We start from the raw sequence: 15,462 nt of genomic DNA on the forward strand, positions 1-15,462 counted from the left end.
AGTTGAAGAAGTCTCAGCGGTTAAGACGTGCGACGGGAGCCGCGCTCGCGGCGGTCCTGAGCTCGGCCGGCCTGGTCGCCGTCGCCGCGCCCGCCGCGTACGCCGCCACGCCGTCGGACGAGGTGGCGAAGCTGCCGTTCACCTCGTTCGGGGCGATGGTCGTGGACGACGCGCACGAGCGGGTCTACGTCACCGACGGAAACAAGAACTACAGCGGGGCGAGTTCCGTCCTGGTCTACAACTTCGAGGGCCAGCGCGTCGGTTCGCTCGCCACCGACCAGCCGGCGTCCGGCATGGCGCTCAGCGCGGACGGAGCGACCCTGCACGTGTCGCAGTCCAACCGCATCCTGACGTTCGACACGGCGACCCAGACCAGGACGGGCGCCTCGAGCACGCCGTACGACACCCCCTGCGGCCGGGAAGTGGCCGTCGCGGGCGGCAAGACCTGGTTCACGGAGACGCCGTACACCGGCGGCTCGTACTGCGACAGGCCCGACAACAGCGCCCTGCTGTACGGGGTCAACGGCACATCCTCGGTCAACACCGGCTGGAACAGCGAGGGCCGGCTGAGGATCGAGTCGGGTCCCGGGGCCCCGGACCGGCTCGTGATGGGGCAGGCGGGCACGAACAGCTCCAACAACGCCTTCCTCGCCACCTTCGACGCGAGCGGCGACAACCTGGTGCGCGGCCCGCAGCGGCGCTTCGCGGACGCCGAGGGCAAGGGCGCGCTCGACCTGAAGGACATCGCCCAGAGCGCCGACGGCAAGCGGATCGCCGTCGCCGACGCGGCGTACGGCACCCGGCTGCTCGACGCCTCCGACCTGGCGGACGCACCGGCCGGCTACCAGCCGCTGCCGACGGGCGCGAAGGCCTCGGCGGTGGCGTTCAGCGGCGACGGAAAGTACGTGGCGCGCGGTGCGGACGCCTCGGGCAGCGTGTCCGACCTGCTGATCCAGCCCGCCGACCCGGCCGACGGCACCACGCCGATGGAGTTCGCCTTCGAGGGGGAGCTCGACGGCTCGCGGGTCGTGCCGCGCGGCCTGGACTGGGCCAAGGACGGCTCGCGTCTCTTCGCGGTCACCACGGACGGCTACAACCACTGGCTGCACGTCATCAAGCCGCCGGCCGCCCAGTACGACTCGCGCTTCACGGGCACCCTGAGCACCACGCCGTCGAAGCCCGTGGTCGGTGAACCGCTCGGCATCCGCGGCAAGCTGGAGCTCGACGGGCCCGCGCCCGCCGAGGCGGTGAAGGTCGAGGCGGTCCGCAAGGACACGGACGGCACGACGGAGGTGGCCCCCGCCAGGGTCGCCGCCGACGGGAGCTTCACCGTCCTCGACGTACCGGACCGGCTCGGCGAGGCGACGTACACGCTGCGGTTCCTCGGCGATGTCACGCACCGCCCCGCCGAGGACGTCACGCTCACCGTCGACGTGGCGAAGGCGCCGACCTCGATCGAGCTGACGGCGCCCGCCGAGGCGACCCGCGCGGGTGGCGTCGAGATCACCGGGAAGCTGACCGGGCAGGGTCGTTCGCTGCCGTCCGGGATCGCCCTGAAGGTGACGCGGACCGACCGGTTCGGCACGACGGGTGAACTCACGTCGGCGTCGGTGGCCGCGGACGGCACGTTCCGGATCAGGGACCTGCCGAGCAAGAAGGGCAAGACCGTGTACGCGGTGAGCTACGAGGGCGACGACCTGCACAGCGGATCGTCCGCCCAGGCCACCGTGAAGATCACCGGCTAGACGGCGGGTATCCCCAGCCGTCGTCGCCGTCGGTGGCGCCCGGTCCGAACGCCTCGAGGCGTTCGGACCGGGGCCGTCCATGGGCCGCGCCCGAAGGGGCGCGGGGCTGTGGCCCGTGCGGCTCCGCCGCCTGGGCGCCTGTGCGGCAGCTCAGTGGGCGCCGACCAGCCGGGCCGCGTCTGCGTGTGCGTCCATGCGGTGGGCGGCGAGGATCGCCGCCGCGGTGTCCGCGCGGGAAGCGGCCACCACCAGGGCGCGGCCCGCGAGGGCGTGGGCGCGCTGGTGCAGGGCGGTGAGGTGCGGTTCGTGGATCGCGGTCACCACGGCCGAGCGGACGGGCGGCAGACCGCCGCGCAGCCGGGCCACCTCGGACGACAGCTGCTCGGCGGCGTCGTCCAGGTCGGCGGAGGGCGCGAGGACGCGCAGCTCGTCCGTGACGGCGAGGAGCGCCGCCAGATGCGCGGCGAGCTGGATGTCCAGCTCCTCCTCGCGGGAGCGGTGCGGGAAGTCGCCCGGGTCGGCCATGGCATGGACCGACTTGGTGCGGATCGGCTCGTACATGGGATGGCCTCCTGGCGGGTAGCTTGAAAGCCATCCTACATTAGATTCAGTCTAAAGTTGAGTCGGGTCGTGCGTGCGGGTCAGGGTTGGCTGTAGCCGTCCAGGAAAGTGCCGATGCGGGTCACGGCCTCGGCCAGGTCCGTCGCCGTGGGCAGCGTGACGACCCGGAAGTGATCGGGTTCGGGCCAGTTGAAGCCGGTGCCGTGCACGACCATGATCTTCTCGGCCCGCAACAGGTCGAGCACCATCTGGCGGTCGTCCTTGATCTTGAAGACCTTCGGGTCGAGCCGCGGGAAGAGATAGAGCGACCCCTTCGGCTTCACGCAGCTCACGCCCGGGATCTGCGTAAGCAGGTCGTACGCCGTGTCGCGCTGCTCCACCAGCCGCCCGCCCGGAAGCACCAGGTCGTTGATGGTCTGCCGCCCGCTGAGCGCGGCGACCACGCCGTGCTGGCCCGGCATGTTCGCGCACAGGCGCATGTTGGCGAGGATCGTCAGGCCCTCGATGTACGAGGACGCGTGCGCCTTCGGGCCCGAGATGGCCACCCACCCGACGCGGTAACCGGCCACCCGGTACGCCTTCGACATGCCGTTGAAGGTGAGGGTGAGGAGGTCGGGGGCGATGGCGGCGGTCGGGGTGTGGACCGCGCCGTCGTAGAGGATCTTGTCGTAGATCTCGTCCGAGCAGACCAGCAGATTGTGGCGGCGGGCGATGTCGGTCAGGCCGCGCAGCATGTCCTCGCTGTAGACGGCGCCCGTCGGGTTGTTCGGGTTGATGATGACGAGCGCCTTGGTGCGGTCGGTCACCTTGCGCTCGATGTCGGCGAGGTCCGGCATCCAGTCCGCCTGCTCGTCGCAGCGGTAGTGCACGGCCGTGCCGCCGGAGAGCGAGACCGCGGCCGTCCACAGCGGATAGTCCGGCGCCGGTACGAGGACCTCGTCGCCGTCGTCGAGCAGGCCCTGCATGGCCATGACGATGAGCTCGGAGACGCCGTTGCCGATGAAGACGTGCTCGACGTCGGTCTCGATGCCCAGGGTCTGGTTGTGCATGACGACCGCGCGGCGGGCGGCGAGCAGACCCTTCGCGTCGCCGTAGCCGTGCGCGTCGCCGACGTTGCGGAGGATGTCCTCCAGGATCTCCGGCGGGCACTCGAACCCGAAGGCCGCGGGGTTGCCGGTGTTGAGCTTCAGGATGCGGTGGCCCGCCGCTTCCAGCCGCATCGCCTCCTCGAGCACCGGGCCCCGGATCTCGTAACAGACGTTGGCGAGCTTCGTCGACTGGATGACCTGCATGTCCGCGAGCTTACGGGCGCGTAAGGACACCCGCCTCGTGTTTTGCGCCACGTCGGGCCGGGGAGTGTCTCCCGGCCGTGTCGCGGGAGGCGAACGGGCCTGATGCGACATGCCGCTGCCCCGGGAGTGTCCTCTCAGCGGTCAGTTGTGTCCGCATGCGGTCTTGTTCTCGCGGCCGTGCACCCCCAACAATGCGCATGACAAAACCGAAGCAACTTCGGTCACATAGTCAACAGAGGGGACCCCCCACATGCACAAGCCTCTCGTCGTCGCGTGCTTCTCCGCCCTGCTCCTCGGAGCAACGGCGGTGCCCGCGACGGCTGTCAGCGACGCACGGCCCGCCAAGGCGAAGGCAGTCGACTTCGCGGGCACGGTGGCGCTGAGCAACTGTTCCGGCTCCGTCGTCCGCGTGCCGGACTCCAAGCCGGAGGACCCGGCGCTCGTGATGTCCAACGGCCACTGCCTGGAGGCCGGCTTCCCGGCGCCCGGCGAGGTCGTCGTCGACAAGCCGTCCTCGCGCAGCTTCACCCTCCTCGACGCCGCCGGTGGCAACGCGGGCACCGTCAAGGCGAGCAAGATCGCCTACGGGACGATGACGGACACCGACCTCTCGCTCTACGAACTCACCTCCACCTACGGCGAGATCGAGAGCAAGTTCGGCATCAAGGCGCTGGAGCTGAACGCGGCGCGGCCGGAGCAGGGCACGGCGATCACCGTCGCCTCCGGCTACTGGAAGAAGATGTACAAGTGCAGCATCGACGGCTTCGCCCACCGCCTCAAGGAGGGGAACTGGACCTGGAAGGACTCGGTCCGCTACACCCCCGACTGCCGGACGATCGGCGGCACTTCGGGCTCCCCGGTGATCGATGACGCGACCGGCAAGGTCGTCGCCGTCAACAACACCGGCAACGAGAGCGGCGAGGAGTGCACGGACAACAACCCGTGCGAGGTCGACGAGAACGGCAAGGTGACGGTCCGCGAGGGCATCAACTACGCCCAGCAGACGTACGGCGTGGTGCCGTGCGTGGCACCCGGCAACAAGATCGACCTGAGCCGGGAGGGCTGCGAGCTCCCGAAGCCGTAAGGCACGCGGCAACGGCGGGGGCGGCTTCGTCCGGGCAGCCCCCGCCGTTGCGGCGAAATGCAAGGGTTCTCACCCCTTGTTCCTGATCCGTGGGCCCCCAAAGAATGCCCATGACAACCACTCAGGACACAGCTACAGGGGGGCTCCACACATGAAGAAGGCTCTCGCGGGCGGCTTACTCGCCCTCACCCTCGTAGGGTTCGGCTCCGCACCGGCCCTCGCGGCACCGGACAGCGCACCCTCGACGCGGGCGGCGGGGGAGACCGCGAAGAAGGCCGTCGACTTCGCGGGCACGGTGGCGCTGAGCAACTGTTCGGGCTCCGTCGTCCGCGTGCCGCAGTCGAAGGCGGACGACCCCGCGCTCGTCCTCTCCAACGGCCACTGCCTGGAGAGCGGATTCCCGGCGGCGGGCGAGGTCATCGTCGACCAGCCGTCCACCCGCACCTTCAAGCTGCTCGACGCGAAGGGCGCGGAGAAGGCGACGCTCACGGCGAGCAAGCTCTCGTACGCGACGATGACCGACACCGACATCAGCCTCTACCAACTCACCACCAGCTACGCCGACATCAAGAAGAAGTACGGCATCAAGGCGCTGGAGATCGAGGACGCCCACCCGGTCGCCAAGCGGGCCATCACGGTCGTCTCCGGCTACTGGAAAGAGACGTACACCTGCAAGATCGACGGGTTCGCGTACCGCCTCAAGGAGGGGGAGTGGACCTGGAAGGACTCCGTCCGCTACACCCCCGAGTGCCAGACCATCGGCGGCACGTCCGGCTCGCCGGTGATCGACCACAAGACCGGCAAGGTCACCGCGGTCAACAACACGGGGAACGAGGACGGCGAGCGCTGCACCCTCAACAACCCCTGTGAGGTGGACCGGAAGGGCAACGTGACGGTCCGCCACGGCATCAACTACGCGCAGCAGACGTACGGGATCGTGCCGTGCGTCGGCCACGACAGCAAGATCGACCTCGGCCGCAAGGGCTGCAAGCTGCCACGACCGGCAGCCGCCGCCCAGAGGTAGCGGGAACTGCAGGGAAATCCCGCTCTGAGTCTGCGTGATCCGACGTGGAGCGGGAGTTTCCTACGAACCGGCCCCCCCTCGCGACAGAACCGGACCCGACGCCACCCGGTGACGGCTGTCCGCTCCGGTGAGACGTTGCCTGCGGCACTCGTCGCCGGACGGACCGGCGGGGAGGAAGGGGACACCATGACCAAGATGATCGGTCACGTGGAGTACGCGAACGACGAGACGGAAGCGACCAAGCTGCTCACCGAGTACAGCGAGTCGATCGGTCTCCCCTGGGGAGTGATCCCGCAGCGCAAGCGCGAGGCCTCTGTGCGCATCGCGACCTACGAGGACAAGAACAACGGCCTGGCCGCGGCCAAGAAGACCCTCGACGACGACGTGGCCGAGCAGCGGCGCGCGGAACGGGTCGCGGAACGCACGGCGGAGATCAAGAAGCAGGCCGACTCCTTCGTGAACGCGGTCGGGGTGAAGAGCAGCGCCGGCTCGCTCCTCGACCTGTGCAGGCACCACTACGAGCAGGCCAACCACCCCAACTTCACCTTCGGCTCCGGCATGACGGAGGCCGAGTACGCCTCCTTCCAGGAGGAGTGGGAGGAAGCCGCCGAAGTGGCCGGGCAGCGCTACAGCCAGTTCACGAACCTCTACTCGACCGCGATCCAGGACAAGGCGGCCCTCGGCAAGGGGAATGTCGGGGACACCCTGGACACGCGGGGTCGGCAGGGCAACGTGTTCGTGACGATCGTGGGCGCCAAGTTCAACGCCCACATCGACATCAAGGGCAAGAAGAAGTGAGGAAGTGAGGAAGTAACCCCGGGCTCGGCGGAGTTACGGGGTGCGGCGCACGGAGCGGCCCGCGAGGACGTCCGTGCGCCGGCCGTCCTCCATCACGAACTTGCCGTCGATCAGGACGTGCGGGATGCCGGTGGGAAGCGTGCGGGGCGCGTCGAAGGTGGAGCCCGCCGCGACCGTCTCGGGGTCGAAGAGGACCAGGTCGGCGCGGTAGCCCTCGCGTACGAGGCCACGGTCGGGGAGGCGGAGGCGGGCCGCCGGGCGGCCGGTGAGGTGGGCGACGCACTCCTCCAGGGAGAGGACGCCGAGGTCGCGTACGTAGCGGCCGAGGTACTGGGGGAACGTGCCGTACGCGCGCGGGTGCGGCTTGAAGCCCTGGAGGATGCCGTCGCTGCCGCCGGTGTGCACCGGGTGCTGCATGATCGCCTGGACGTTCTCCTCGTGGCCGACGTGCTGGAGGATCGTCGAGCCGAGCCTGTCGTTGACGAGCAGGCGCCGGGCGGTGACCCAGGGCTCCTCGCCGCGCTGGGCCGCCGACTCCGCGATGGTCTTGCCGACGCAGGAGGCGAGGCCCGGGTCGGAGACGCCGGAGATCTCGATCGTGTCCCACTCGATCGGTACGCCGTGACAGCCGTCGGCGCCGATGACCTCCATGTGGTGGCGGATCTTCTCGGCGGTCGCGTCGTCCTTCAGGCGGGCGAGGATCGCGTCGGGCCCGCCCTCGCTGGCCCAGCTCGGCAGCATGGCGACGAGGGTCGTGCAGCCGGGGGTGTAGGGGTACGTGTCCAGGGTGATGTCCGCGCCTTGCGCGAGGGCGTCGTCGAGGAGGGCGAGCAGGTCGGGCGCCTTGCCCTTGTTCACGCCGAAGTTCATGGTGGCGTGGGCGAGGTGGAGGGGGCAGTTCGCGGTGCGCGTGAGGTTGACCATCTCCTCGTACGCCTGGAGGGCGCCGGCGCCGTAACTGCGGTGGTGGGGGCAGTAGTAGCCGTTGAACTGGGCCACGACCTTGCAGAGTTCGGTGAGTTCGGAGTCGTCGGCGTACATGCCGGGGGTGTAGGTGAGCCCGGAGGACATCCCCACGGCGCCCTGCTCCATGCCTTCGGCGACGAGCTGCTTCATGCGGTCGACCTCGGCGGGGGTGGCCGGGCGGTCGTCCCAGCCGACCGCGTACATGCGGACGGTGCCCTGCGGGATGAGGTAGGCCGCGTTGACGGCGGTGCCCTGCCGGTCGAGGCGGTCCAGGTACTCGCCGACCGTGCGCCAGTCGAAGTCGATGTCGCTGCCGTCGCCGTTCCAGCCGGTGATGGCCTGGCGGACCTGGGCGAGGGTGCGGTCGTCCACGGGGGCGTAGCTGAGGCCGTCCTGGCCGATGACCTCCAGGGTGACGCCCTGGGCGGCCTTCGCGCTGTGGTCCGGGTCGCGGAGGAGGGCGAGGTCGCTGTGGGCGTGCATGTCGATGAAACCGGGCGTCAGCGCCAGGCCGTGGGCGTCCAGGGTCTTGCCCCCGGTCGGCCGAGGGCCCTCACCCTCCCTCCGGATCTCGGTGATCCGGCCCTCGCGTACGGCGACGTCGGCTCGGTAGGAGGCACCTCCGGTGCCGTCTATGACGCGGGCGTCTTGGATCACCAGGTCCAGGTCCATGGGGGTATCTCTCTCTTCGCTCGGCTGCGCGCTGCGTGTACTGCACCCGGCCTCCGGCCGGCTTGCTGCTCCCACCCGCACCACCCGTGCGGCTCTCGATGTCGGGTGCGGGCGGCCCCGATGGGGGCGAACCACCATCGGCGACTGCCCCTTGCGGGACGAACCCTCCACCGCCCCTCACGGGGCGGAGTCCTCCACCGCCCCGCACGGGGCGGAGTCCCCCCGCCTCCGTGCGGGAGCGGCGGCCCCCCACCGGTCCGGGTGGGAGCGACGGCCACGCCCCCTGGATGGGAGACGGCCCCACCGCTCTGGGCGGGTGTGACGCCCCACGCCCCGTGTGCGGGCGGAGGGCCCCGCCCACCCGCCCACCCCTCGCTGCGGGGCAATCGGGTGGGTGGGTGGGGAGCGTTCCGGCGCGGAGCGGCGGGTCTGGTTCTTCGTCCGCGGGTTCGCTGCGGGGTGATCGGGTGGGTGGGTGGGGAAATCCGCCGCGGAGCGGGCGGTTCGGGGGACCCGCTCAGGACCCAGGGGTCAGAAATAAGTGCGGATGTACTCCGTGACCGTCCCGTCCGCCTCCACCAGGGGAATCAACTGCCACTTGTCGAAGGACGTGCACGGGTGGGAAAGGCCCAGCCCCACCCAGTCCCCCACGGCGAGATCCGCCTCCGGACCAGTACGGACCCACCCGTGCTGATCGGAGAGCCCCGTCACCGTCACCCCGGTGGCGGGCCGGTCCACCCCGCCCCGGTGGACGACCTGCGCCTCGGGCAGGTCGATGTCGTACGCCGCGTCCCGCTTGCCCGCGTTGGTGAACGCCTGCTCCGGCGTAGGCCGCGACACCACCTGCGTCCAGAGGCGGAACGCGGGATGCAGCGCACCCTCGTCGGGGATGCGGTTGAACGGCGTCAAATGCCGGTAGTGGCCGTCGTCATGGGACACGTACGCCCCGGAGCGCAGCAGCTTCAGCACCGGCACCGACAGCTCGGGAATCTCCTCGAAGACATCCGCCACCGCGTCGAACCACGCGCTGCCCCCCGCGCTGACGACGATCTCGTCCAGATCCGCGAACCGGTTCGCCTTGTCGAACTCGACGGCGAGCGCGGTGAGCCGGCCGAGCCAGGCCCGCACCCGCTCGGGAGTCGCGTCCGGCACCTCGCCCTCGTAACCGGCGACGCCCACCAGACGCAGCGTGTCCGCGGCGGCGACCGCGTTGGCGATCTCCACGCACTCGCTCTCCGTACGCACACCGGTGCGCGCCCCGTCACCCGCGCCGAGCTCCACCACGACGTCGACGGGACGCGTCGCGCCCGCCTCGCGCAGAGCGGCGTCCATCAGGGCGACGCCGGGGACGGAGTCGACGTAGCAGATGAAGCGGAAGGAGGGGTCCGCCGCCAACTCGCCCGCGATCCAGCGCAGCGCGGCCGCGTCCACCAGTTCGTTGGCGAGGAAGATCCGCTCGATGCCGTACGCACGCGCCACCCGCACCTGGTGCGGTACGGCCAGGGTGATGCCCCACGCGCCCCGCTCCAGCTGCCGGGCGAAGAGCTGCGGCGCCATGGACGTCTTGCCGTGCGGGGCGAAGGCGAGGCCGTGCCGCTCGGAGTACGCCTCCATCAGCGCGAGGTTGTGCTCGAGGCGCTCGGCGGAGAGGGCGAGGACGGGGGTGGTGAATCCGCCCGTGAAGAGGTTCCGGCGCTGGGCCGCGAGCTCGCCGACCGTCAGGCCCTCCGCGTCCGGCGGGAGGCCCTTGAAGCGGTGGTCGACCCGCTCTTCTGCGAGCCGTTCGAGCTCCCGGGCCAGACGTCCGGCGGAGCGGTCGACTGCGTTGTCGGCGGCCATGGCGCCTCCTCGAAAAGGTGCGTTGCATGATATGCAACGGTCATTGCGTATGTCGCTTACTGCTGTCTAACATCCGAGCCAACGCCGGGTCAACGGATCCCGGCAGTCGGTCGGCAGTCGGTTGAGGGGCAGGAAGATCGTGACGGCAGAGGCCGCGCAGGCAGCGACGGACGCACAGGCAGCACTGGACGTCGTCGCGCTCGGCGAGTCCATGGTCACGTTCCTGCCCTCACGCGCCGGACGCCTCGCCGACGTCCCCTCCTTCGATCGCGGAATCGGCGGCGCCGAGTCGAACGTCGCCTGCGCGCTCGCCGCCGCCGGGCACCGCACCCGCTGGGTCAGCCGCGTCGGCGCCGACGGCTTCGGGGACCACCTCGTCGAGGCGATCGCCCGCTACGGCGTGGACACCGGGTCTGTCGGACGTGACCCGCACCGCCCCACCGGCATCTACTTCCGCACCGCCGACGACCGCGACACCGACGCCCACGAGGTCCTCTACTACCGCGCCGGCTCGGCCGCCTCCGCGATGGCGCCCCACAGCGTGGACCGCGAGGCACTCGACGCGGGCCGCATCCTGCACCTGTCCGGCATCACCGCCGCCCTCTCCGCGGACTGCCTGGCCCTCCTGCGCGAGCTGACCGCGCCCCGCCCCGGCCGCCCGCTGGTGTCCTTCGACGTCAACTACCGGCCGGGTCTGTGGAGCGGCGCGGCGGGCGAAGAGGGCGAAGGCCCCCGTGTCCTGCTCGACCTCGCCCGCGGCGCCGACCTCGTCTTCGTCGGCGAGGACGAGGCCGCCGACGCCTGGGGCATCACCGGAGGACCCGACGCCATCCGCGCCGCGCTCCCGGAGCCCGCCACCCTGGTCGTCAAGCAGGGCAGCCAGGGCGCCACCCTCTACGCCGAGGGGGAGACCGCCGTCCATCAGCCCGCGCTCAAGGTCGACGTCGTCGCCCCCGTCGGCGCCGGTGACGCCTTCGCCGCCGGGTTCCTCTCCGCCACCCTGCGCGGCCTGCCCGCCGGCCGGCGCCTGCGCCACGGGCACCTCATGGCGGCCGCCGCGCTCACCGTCGCCGGTGACCTCGCGACCCCTCCCGCGAGGGCGCACACCGACCGTCTTGCCGCACTGGACGCCGACGCCTGGGGGACACTTCGTCTCGGCCCGGGCTGGACCGACGGCGTCCCCCCGAACACCGAGGCCAAGGAGGAGGCACGTACATGAGCCAGACCGTCGACCGCGCCCTGTCCATCCTGCCGCTGCTCGCCGAAGGCCCCGCCGATCTCGGCCAGGTCGCCGAGCGCCTCGAGGTGCACAAGTCCACCGCCCTGCGGCTCCTGCGCACGCTCCACGAACACGGCCTGGTCTACCGCCAGTCCGACCAGCGCTACCGCCTGGGCGCACGCCTCTTCGCGCTCGCCCAGGAGGCCGTCGAGAACCTCGACGTACGCGAGATCGCGCACCCCCACCTCCTCGCCCTCAACGAGAAGTGCGGCCACACCGTGCACCTCGCGGTCTACGAGGAGCAGGAAGTCCTCTACATCGACAAGGTCGAGAGCCGCTATCCGGTGCGGATGTACTCGCGCATCGGGAAGCCGGTGGCGATCACCGTCGCCGCCGTCGCCAAGCTGCTGATCTCCGACTTTCCCGAGGCCGAGCGCCGCGCGATCGCGGAGAAGCTCGACTACCCCACGTACACGTCCCGTTCGACGCCCAACGCCGCCGCGTTCCTCAAGGAGCTGGCGACGGTGCGCGAGCAGGGATGGGCCACCGATCTCGGTGGCCACGAGGAGTCCATCAACTGCATCGGGGCCCCCATCCGCGGTGCGGACGGCCGGGTCGTCGCCGCCATGTCGGTCTCCGCGCCGAATGTCGTCGTCACCGCCGAGGAACTCCTCACGCTGCTCCCACTGGTGCGCCGTACGGCGGACGCCATCAGCCGGGAGTACTCCGGCAAGTCACCCCTCAAGGAAGCCTGAGCACGTCATGACCGAGAAGATCGCTCTCACCCCGGCCACCCACACCACCCCGCCCGCGAAGTTCTCCCACGGCGTCAAGAAGGGCAACATCCTTCAGGTCGCCGGTCAGGTCGGCTTCCTCCCCGCCGAGGAGGGCAAGGCCCCCACCCCCGCGGGCCCGACCCTGCGCGAGCAGACCCTCCAGACCTTCGCCAACGTCAAGGCGATCCTCGAAGAGGGCGGCGCGACCTGGGACGACGTGATGATGATGCGCGTCTACCTCACGGACGTGGACCACTTCGCCGAGATGAACGAGATCTACAACGCGTACTTCGAGGAGCAGGGCCTCAAGGCCCCCGCCTCGGCCCGCACCACGGTCTACGTGGGCCTGCCCAAGGGTCTCCTCATCGAGATCGACGCGCTCGCCGTCCTGAGCTGACGCAGCCCGTCACCTGACACACCCCCCGCAAGCCACCAGTCGTCACGGCGCGGCGCCCAACTCCCCCCTTCGGGCGCCGCGCCGTGATCCCCCCTGCCCCGAAAGCTCCATGCACTTACGAGGTCAAAGATGTCCCCGTCGTCCCCCTTCGCCGCGCTCGCGGCCGCCGCCCCCGCCGAGACCCCACCGCACACCGGTGGAATCCTCACCCTGATCGACGGCACCGCCGGACTGCTGACCGTCGCCGCGCTCGGCATCGTGCTCCTGCTCTTCCTGATCATCAAGGTCAGGCTGCAGCCCTTCGTGGCGCTGCTCGCGGTGTCCATAGTCGTCGGCCTCTCGGCCGGCCTCTCCGTCACCGAACTCTTCGGCACGGTCCAGAAGTCCGACGCGGTCTCCGTCATCGAGTCCGGCATGGGCGGCATCCTCGGCCATGTGGCGATCATCATCGGCCTCGGCACGATGCTCGGCGCGATCCTGGAAGTGTCGGGAGGCGCCGAGGTCCTTGCCTCTCGCCTGCTCGGACTCTTCGGCGAGAAGCGCGCGCCCCTCGCGATGGGCCTGACGGGCCTCATCTTCGGTATCCCGGTCTTCTTCGACGTGGGCATCTTCGTCCTCGCGCCGATCGTGTACGCCGCCGCCAAGCGCAGCGGCAAGTCGATCCTGCTCTACTGCCTGCCCCTGCTCGCGGGTCTGTCGATGACCCACGCGTTCCTGCCCCCGCACCCCGGCCCGGTCGCCGCGGCCGGCCTGCTCAAGGTGGACCTCGGCTGGGTCATCCTGATGGGCCTGATCTGCGGCATCCCCGCCGTCATCGCCGCCTGGGTGTACTCCGCGTGGATCGGCAAGCGCATCTTCGTGGCCGTCCCGCAGGACATGGTCGAGGCCGCCGACGAGGCGCGGCAGGCGGTCGTCGCCGAGCAGCGTGCGGCCGGCGTCGAGCCGCGTGAGAAGCCGGTGCCGCTCGGCATGGTCTTCGCGATCATCGGAACGCCGCTCTTCCTGATCCTCCTCGCGACCTTCTCGTCGATCGCCTTCGACCCCTCGACCTTCCGCTCGGTCATCGAGTTCTTCGGCAGCCCCTTCGTCGCCCTGACGATCGCCCTGCTGATGGCGTACTACCTGCTCGGCATCCGGCGCGGCTGGTCCCGCAAGTCCCTGGAGACGGTGTCGACCTCGTCCCTGAAGCCGGTCGGCAACATCCTCCTGGTGGTCGGCGCGGGCGGCATCTTCGGCGCGGTCCTCAAGGCGAGCGGTGTGGCCACGGCCCTCTCGGACACCTTCCAGGACGTCGGCCTGCCGATCATCGTCCTCGCCTACCTGCTTTCCCTGGTGCTCCGTGTCGCCCAGGGCTCGGCCACGGTGGCGATCGTGACGACGGCGGGCATCGTGGCCCCGCTCCTCTCCGAGGGTGACTACTCCCAGGCCTTCATCGCCCTGGTCATCATGGCGATCTCGGCGGGTTCGATCTTCGCCTCGCACGTGAACGACGGCGGCTTCTGGATGGTGGCCAAGTACTTCGGCATCTCGGAGCGGGACACGCTCAAGACGTGGACGGTCCTGGAGTCGGTCCTCTCCCTGGCCGGTTTCGCGGTCGCGGCCGTGGTGAGCCTGTTCGTGTAGCGGGTCCGTACGTTGATGGGGGCGTCCGGCGAATCGCCGGGCGCCCCCTGTTTGCCGTGCGGGTTCAACTCGTGCAGTACTGCTGCTCCTTGCCGATGGAGCGGTACATGCAGTCCGAGTTCTCCAGGAGCTGCAGGACCGCGTCCCTGTTGCGGTTCGTCTCCCGCTCGATCACCTCGTCGGGCGGGTAGAAGCCGCCGCCGCCCGCGGACGACGGGTACATCTCGAAGGTGTAGCTGAAGATCTTCTGGTTGCCCCAGAGCCAGTCGTTGATCGACCCGTCAGTGATGTAGAGGTCGCTGGACTGCTGCGGCGTGTAGCCGTTGCTCGCGGCCATCTTCCGGCCGATGGCGGCATGCGCGTCGCGGTCGTCCTGGGTGAGGCCGGGTCCCGTGTCGCTGTACGTGTAGCCGTACGGCCACAAGACCAGCTCGCTGTACGTGTGGAAGTCGATGGAGGCCTTGATCTGCTGCTTGCCGCCGACGACGCGGCTGCGCACGAAGTTGGAGACGACCTGCGTCTCGGGTGCCGACTCGGCGCGCGGGCCGCGGTAGGTCTCGGAGCCCGTGGAGCCGGACGAGCCGCCGCAGCAGCCCCACCGGTAGGCCCAGTTGCGGTTCAGGTCGGTGCCGACGTTCGACGAACCGCTGTTGGGCTGGCGGTTCTTGCGCCAGCTGCGGTAGGAGCCGGTCGCGATGTCGTACTCGCCGCCGTCCGGGTTCAGGTCCGGCACGATCCAGATCTCGCGCTCGTCGACCATCTTCTTGATCCGCGCGTCCGTGCCGTAGTCGTCGCCGAGTTCGCGCAGGAGGTACAGCGCCATCTCGACCGTCAGGTGCTCGCGCGCGTGCTGGTGGTGGGTGAAGAGGACTTCCGGCTCCGCCTCGTCCGTACCCACGTTGTCGCTGATCTTGATGGCGACGATGTCCCGGCCGGAGTAGGACTTGCCGATGACCCTCTTGCTCATCAGGGTCGGGTGGGCCGCGATGCGCTGGTTGATCTCCGCGTTCATCTCCGCGTAGTTGTGGTATCTGGCGTCGGCGGGCGGGAAGTCCTTGGCTTCCACCGGCTCCCCGTTCGTACGCTTCGGGGGTCCGGCCAGGGCCTTGAGCTCGTAGCCCGCGTCCCGGAGCCCGGCAGCCTCGCGGCCGTCGGCCGAGACGACCACCGCGCGGGCGTCGACCTCGTCGATCGCGACGCCGGTGCGGGCGAGCGCGGTGCGGGCGGCGGGATCGTCGCCGAGGGGGATCTCGTACTGGCGCGTCTCGTTGTCGGAAGCGGCGGCGGTCGTGCCGCGCGCGGCGGGTGCTGCGGTGTCCGGTGAGGCGGTGGCGGTGATGGGCGCCGCCACGGCGAGGGCGAGTAGGACCGCGAGGGCGGCGGATCTTCTGCCGCGTATGCGGAGTCGCATGAAGTCTCCTGGGGGTGGGGGGGGTGGTTCAGTGCGACGCGTGTGGTGCGGGTCG

Annotated in this window: 13 protein-coding genes; 8 read left to right on the forward strand and 5 right to left on the reverse strand. The window is 70.2% G+C overall.

Going from position 1 to position 15,462, the window contains the following annotated elements; all coding sequences use genetic code 11:
- Positions 1-2: 2 nt before the first annotated feature.
- Positions 3-1,745, forward strand: coding sequence for an Ig-like domain repeat protein (locus AB0M70_RS14145; RefSeq protein WP_365819920.1), 1,743 nt, complete (start codon positions 3-5; stop codon positions 1,743-1,745).
- Between the two features lie 150 nt (positions 1,746-1,895).
- Here AB0M70_RS14145 and AB0M70_RS14150 read toward each other — a convergent pair whose 3' ends face one another.
- Both AB0M70_RS14150 and AB0M70_RS14155 read right to left on the reverse strand, forming a co-directional pair.
- Positions 1,896-2,306 (reverse strand): hypothetical protein, encoded by a 411-nt coding sequence (locus AB0M70_RS14150; protein WP_365819922.1) that lies wholly within the window; start codon positions 2,304-2,306, stop codon positions 1,896-1,898.
- An 80-nt stretch (positions 2,307-2,386) separates the two neighbouring features.
- Positions 2,387-3,598, reverse strand: coding sequence for a pyridoxal phosphate-dependent aminotransferase (locus AB0M70_RS14155; protein WP_365819924.1), 1,212 nt, complete (start codon positions 3,596-3,598; stop codon positions 2,387-2,389).
- Between the two features lie 250 nt (positions 3,599-3,848).
- Here AB0M70_RS14155 and AB0M70_RS14160 point away from each other — a divergent pair, with 250 nt between their 5' ends.
- The 3 genes from AB0M70_RS14160 to AB0M70_RS14170 all read left to right on the forward strand — a co-directional run bounded on the left by AB0M70_RS14160 (position 3,849) and on the right by AB0M70_RS14170 (position 6,504).
- Positions 3,849-4,682: a serine protease gene (locus AB0M70_RS14160; RefSeq protein WP_365819926.1), complete on the forward strand. Its 834-nt coding sequence runs from the start codon at positions 3,849-3,851 to the stop codon at positions 4,680-4,682.
- A 151-nt stretch (positions 4,683-4,833) separates the two neighbouring features.
- Positions 4,834-5,706 carry a trypsin-like peptidase domain-containing protein gene (locus AB0M70_RS14165; protein ID WP_365819928.1) on the forward strand — a complete coding sequence of 291 codons (873 nt, stop codon included), beginning with the start codon at positions 4,834-4,836 and terminating at the stop codon, positions 5,704-5,706.
- 186 nt (positions 5,707-5,892) lie between these two features.
- On the forward strand, positions 5,893-6,504 hold the full coding sequence (locus AB0M70_RS14170; protein ID WP_365819930.1) for a hypothetical protein: 612 nt from the start codon (positions 5,893-5,895) through the stop codon (positions 6,502-6,504).
- 33 nt (positions 6,505-6,537) lie between these two features.
- Here AB0M70_RS14170 and AB0M70_RS14175 read toward each other — a convergent pair whose 3' ends face one another.
- Together AB0M70_RS14175 and AB0M70_RS14180 are read right to left on the reverse strand one after the other, a co-directional pair.
- Complete coding sequence (locus tag AB0M70_RS14175) at positions 6,538-8,136, reverse strand: D-aminoacylase (protein WP_365820667.1); 1,599 nt, start codon at positions 8,134-8,136, stop codon at positions 6,538-6,540.
- A gap of 537 nt (positions 8,137-8,673) precedes the next feature.
- On the reverse strand, positions 8,674-9,981 hold the full coding sequence (locus tag AB0M70_RS14180; protein WP_365819932.1) for an amino acid deaminase: 1,308 nt from the start codon (positions 9,979-9,981) through the stop codon (positions 8,674-8,676).
- A gap of 139 nt (positions 9,982-10,120) precedes the next feature.
- On the opposite strand from AB0M70_RS14180, the gene AB0M70_RS14185 reads away from it, so the two are divergent.
- The 4 genes from AB0M70_RS14185 (at position 10,121) to AB0M70_RS14200 (ending at position 13,996) form a co-directional block, all read left to right on the forward strand.
- The gene (locus AB0M70_RS14185; RefSeq protein WP_365819934.1) at positions 10,121-11,200 is read left to right on the forward strand and encodes a sugar kinase; all 1,080 of its coding nucleotides are present in this window, start codon (positions 10,121-10,123) and stop codon (positions 11,198-11,200) included.
- Complete coding sequence (locus AB0M70_RS14190; RefSeq protein WP_361832935.1) at positions 11,197-11,955, forward strand: IclR family transcriptional regulator; 759 nt, start codon at positions 11,197-11,199, stop codon at positions 11,953-11,955. Before AB0M70_RS14185 ends, AB0M70_RS14190 begins: the two co-directional genes overlap by 4 nt.
- Positions 11,956-11,962: 7 nt before the next feature.
- Positions 11,963-12,373 carry a RidA family protein gene (locus tag AB0M70_RS14195; protein ID WP_365819936.1) on the forward strand — a complete coding sequence of 137 codons (411 nt, stop codon included), beginning with the start codon at positions 11,963-11,965 and terminating at the stop codon, positions 12,371-12,373.
- Between the two features lie 129 nt (positions 12,374-12,502).
- Complete coding sequence (locus tag AB0M70_RS14200) at positions 12,503-13,996, forward strand: gluconate:H+ symporter (protein ID WP_363208947.1); 1,494 nt, start codon at positions 12,503-12,505, stop codon at positions 13,994-13,996.
- Between the two features lie 64 nt (positions 13,997-14,060).
- On the opposite strand, the gene AB0M70_RS14205 is transcribed toward AB0M70_RS14200, so the two are convergent.
- A complete protein-coding gene (locus AB0M70_RS14205; protein WP_365819938.1) occupies positions 14,061-15,407 on the reverse strand; it encodes a M14 family metallopeptidase in 1,347 nt (448 codons plus the stop codon).
- Between the last annotated feature and the right edge of the window lie 55 nt (positions 15,408-15,462).

This window comes from Streptomyces sp. NPDC051214 (assembly GCF_040682375.1).
Classification (GTDB): Bacteria; Actinomycetota; Actinomycetes; order Streptomycetales; family Streptomycetaceae; genus Streptomyces.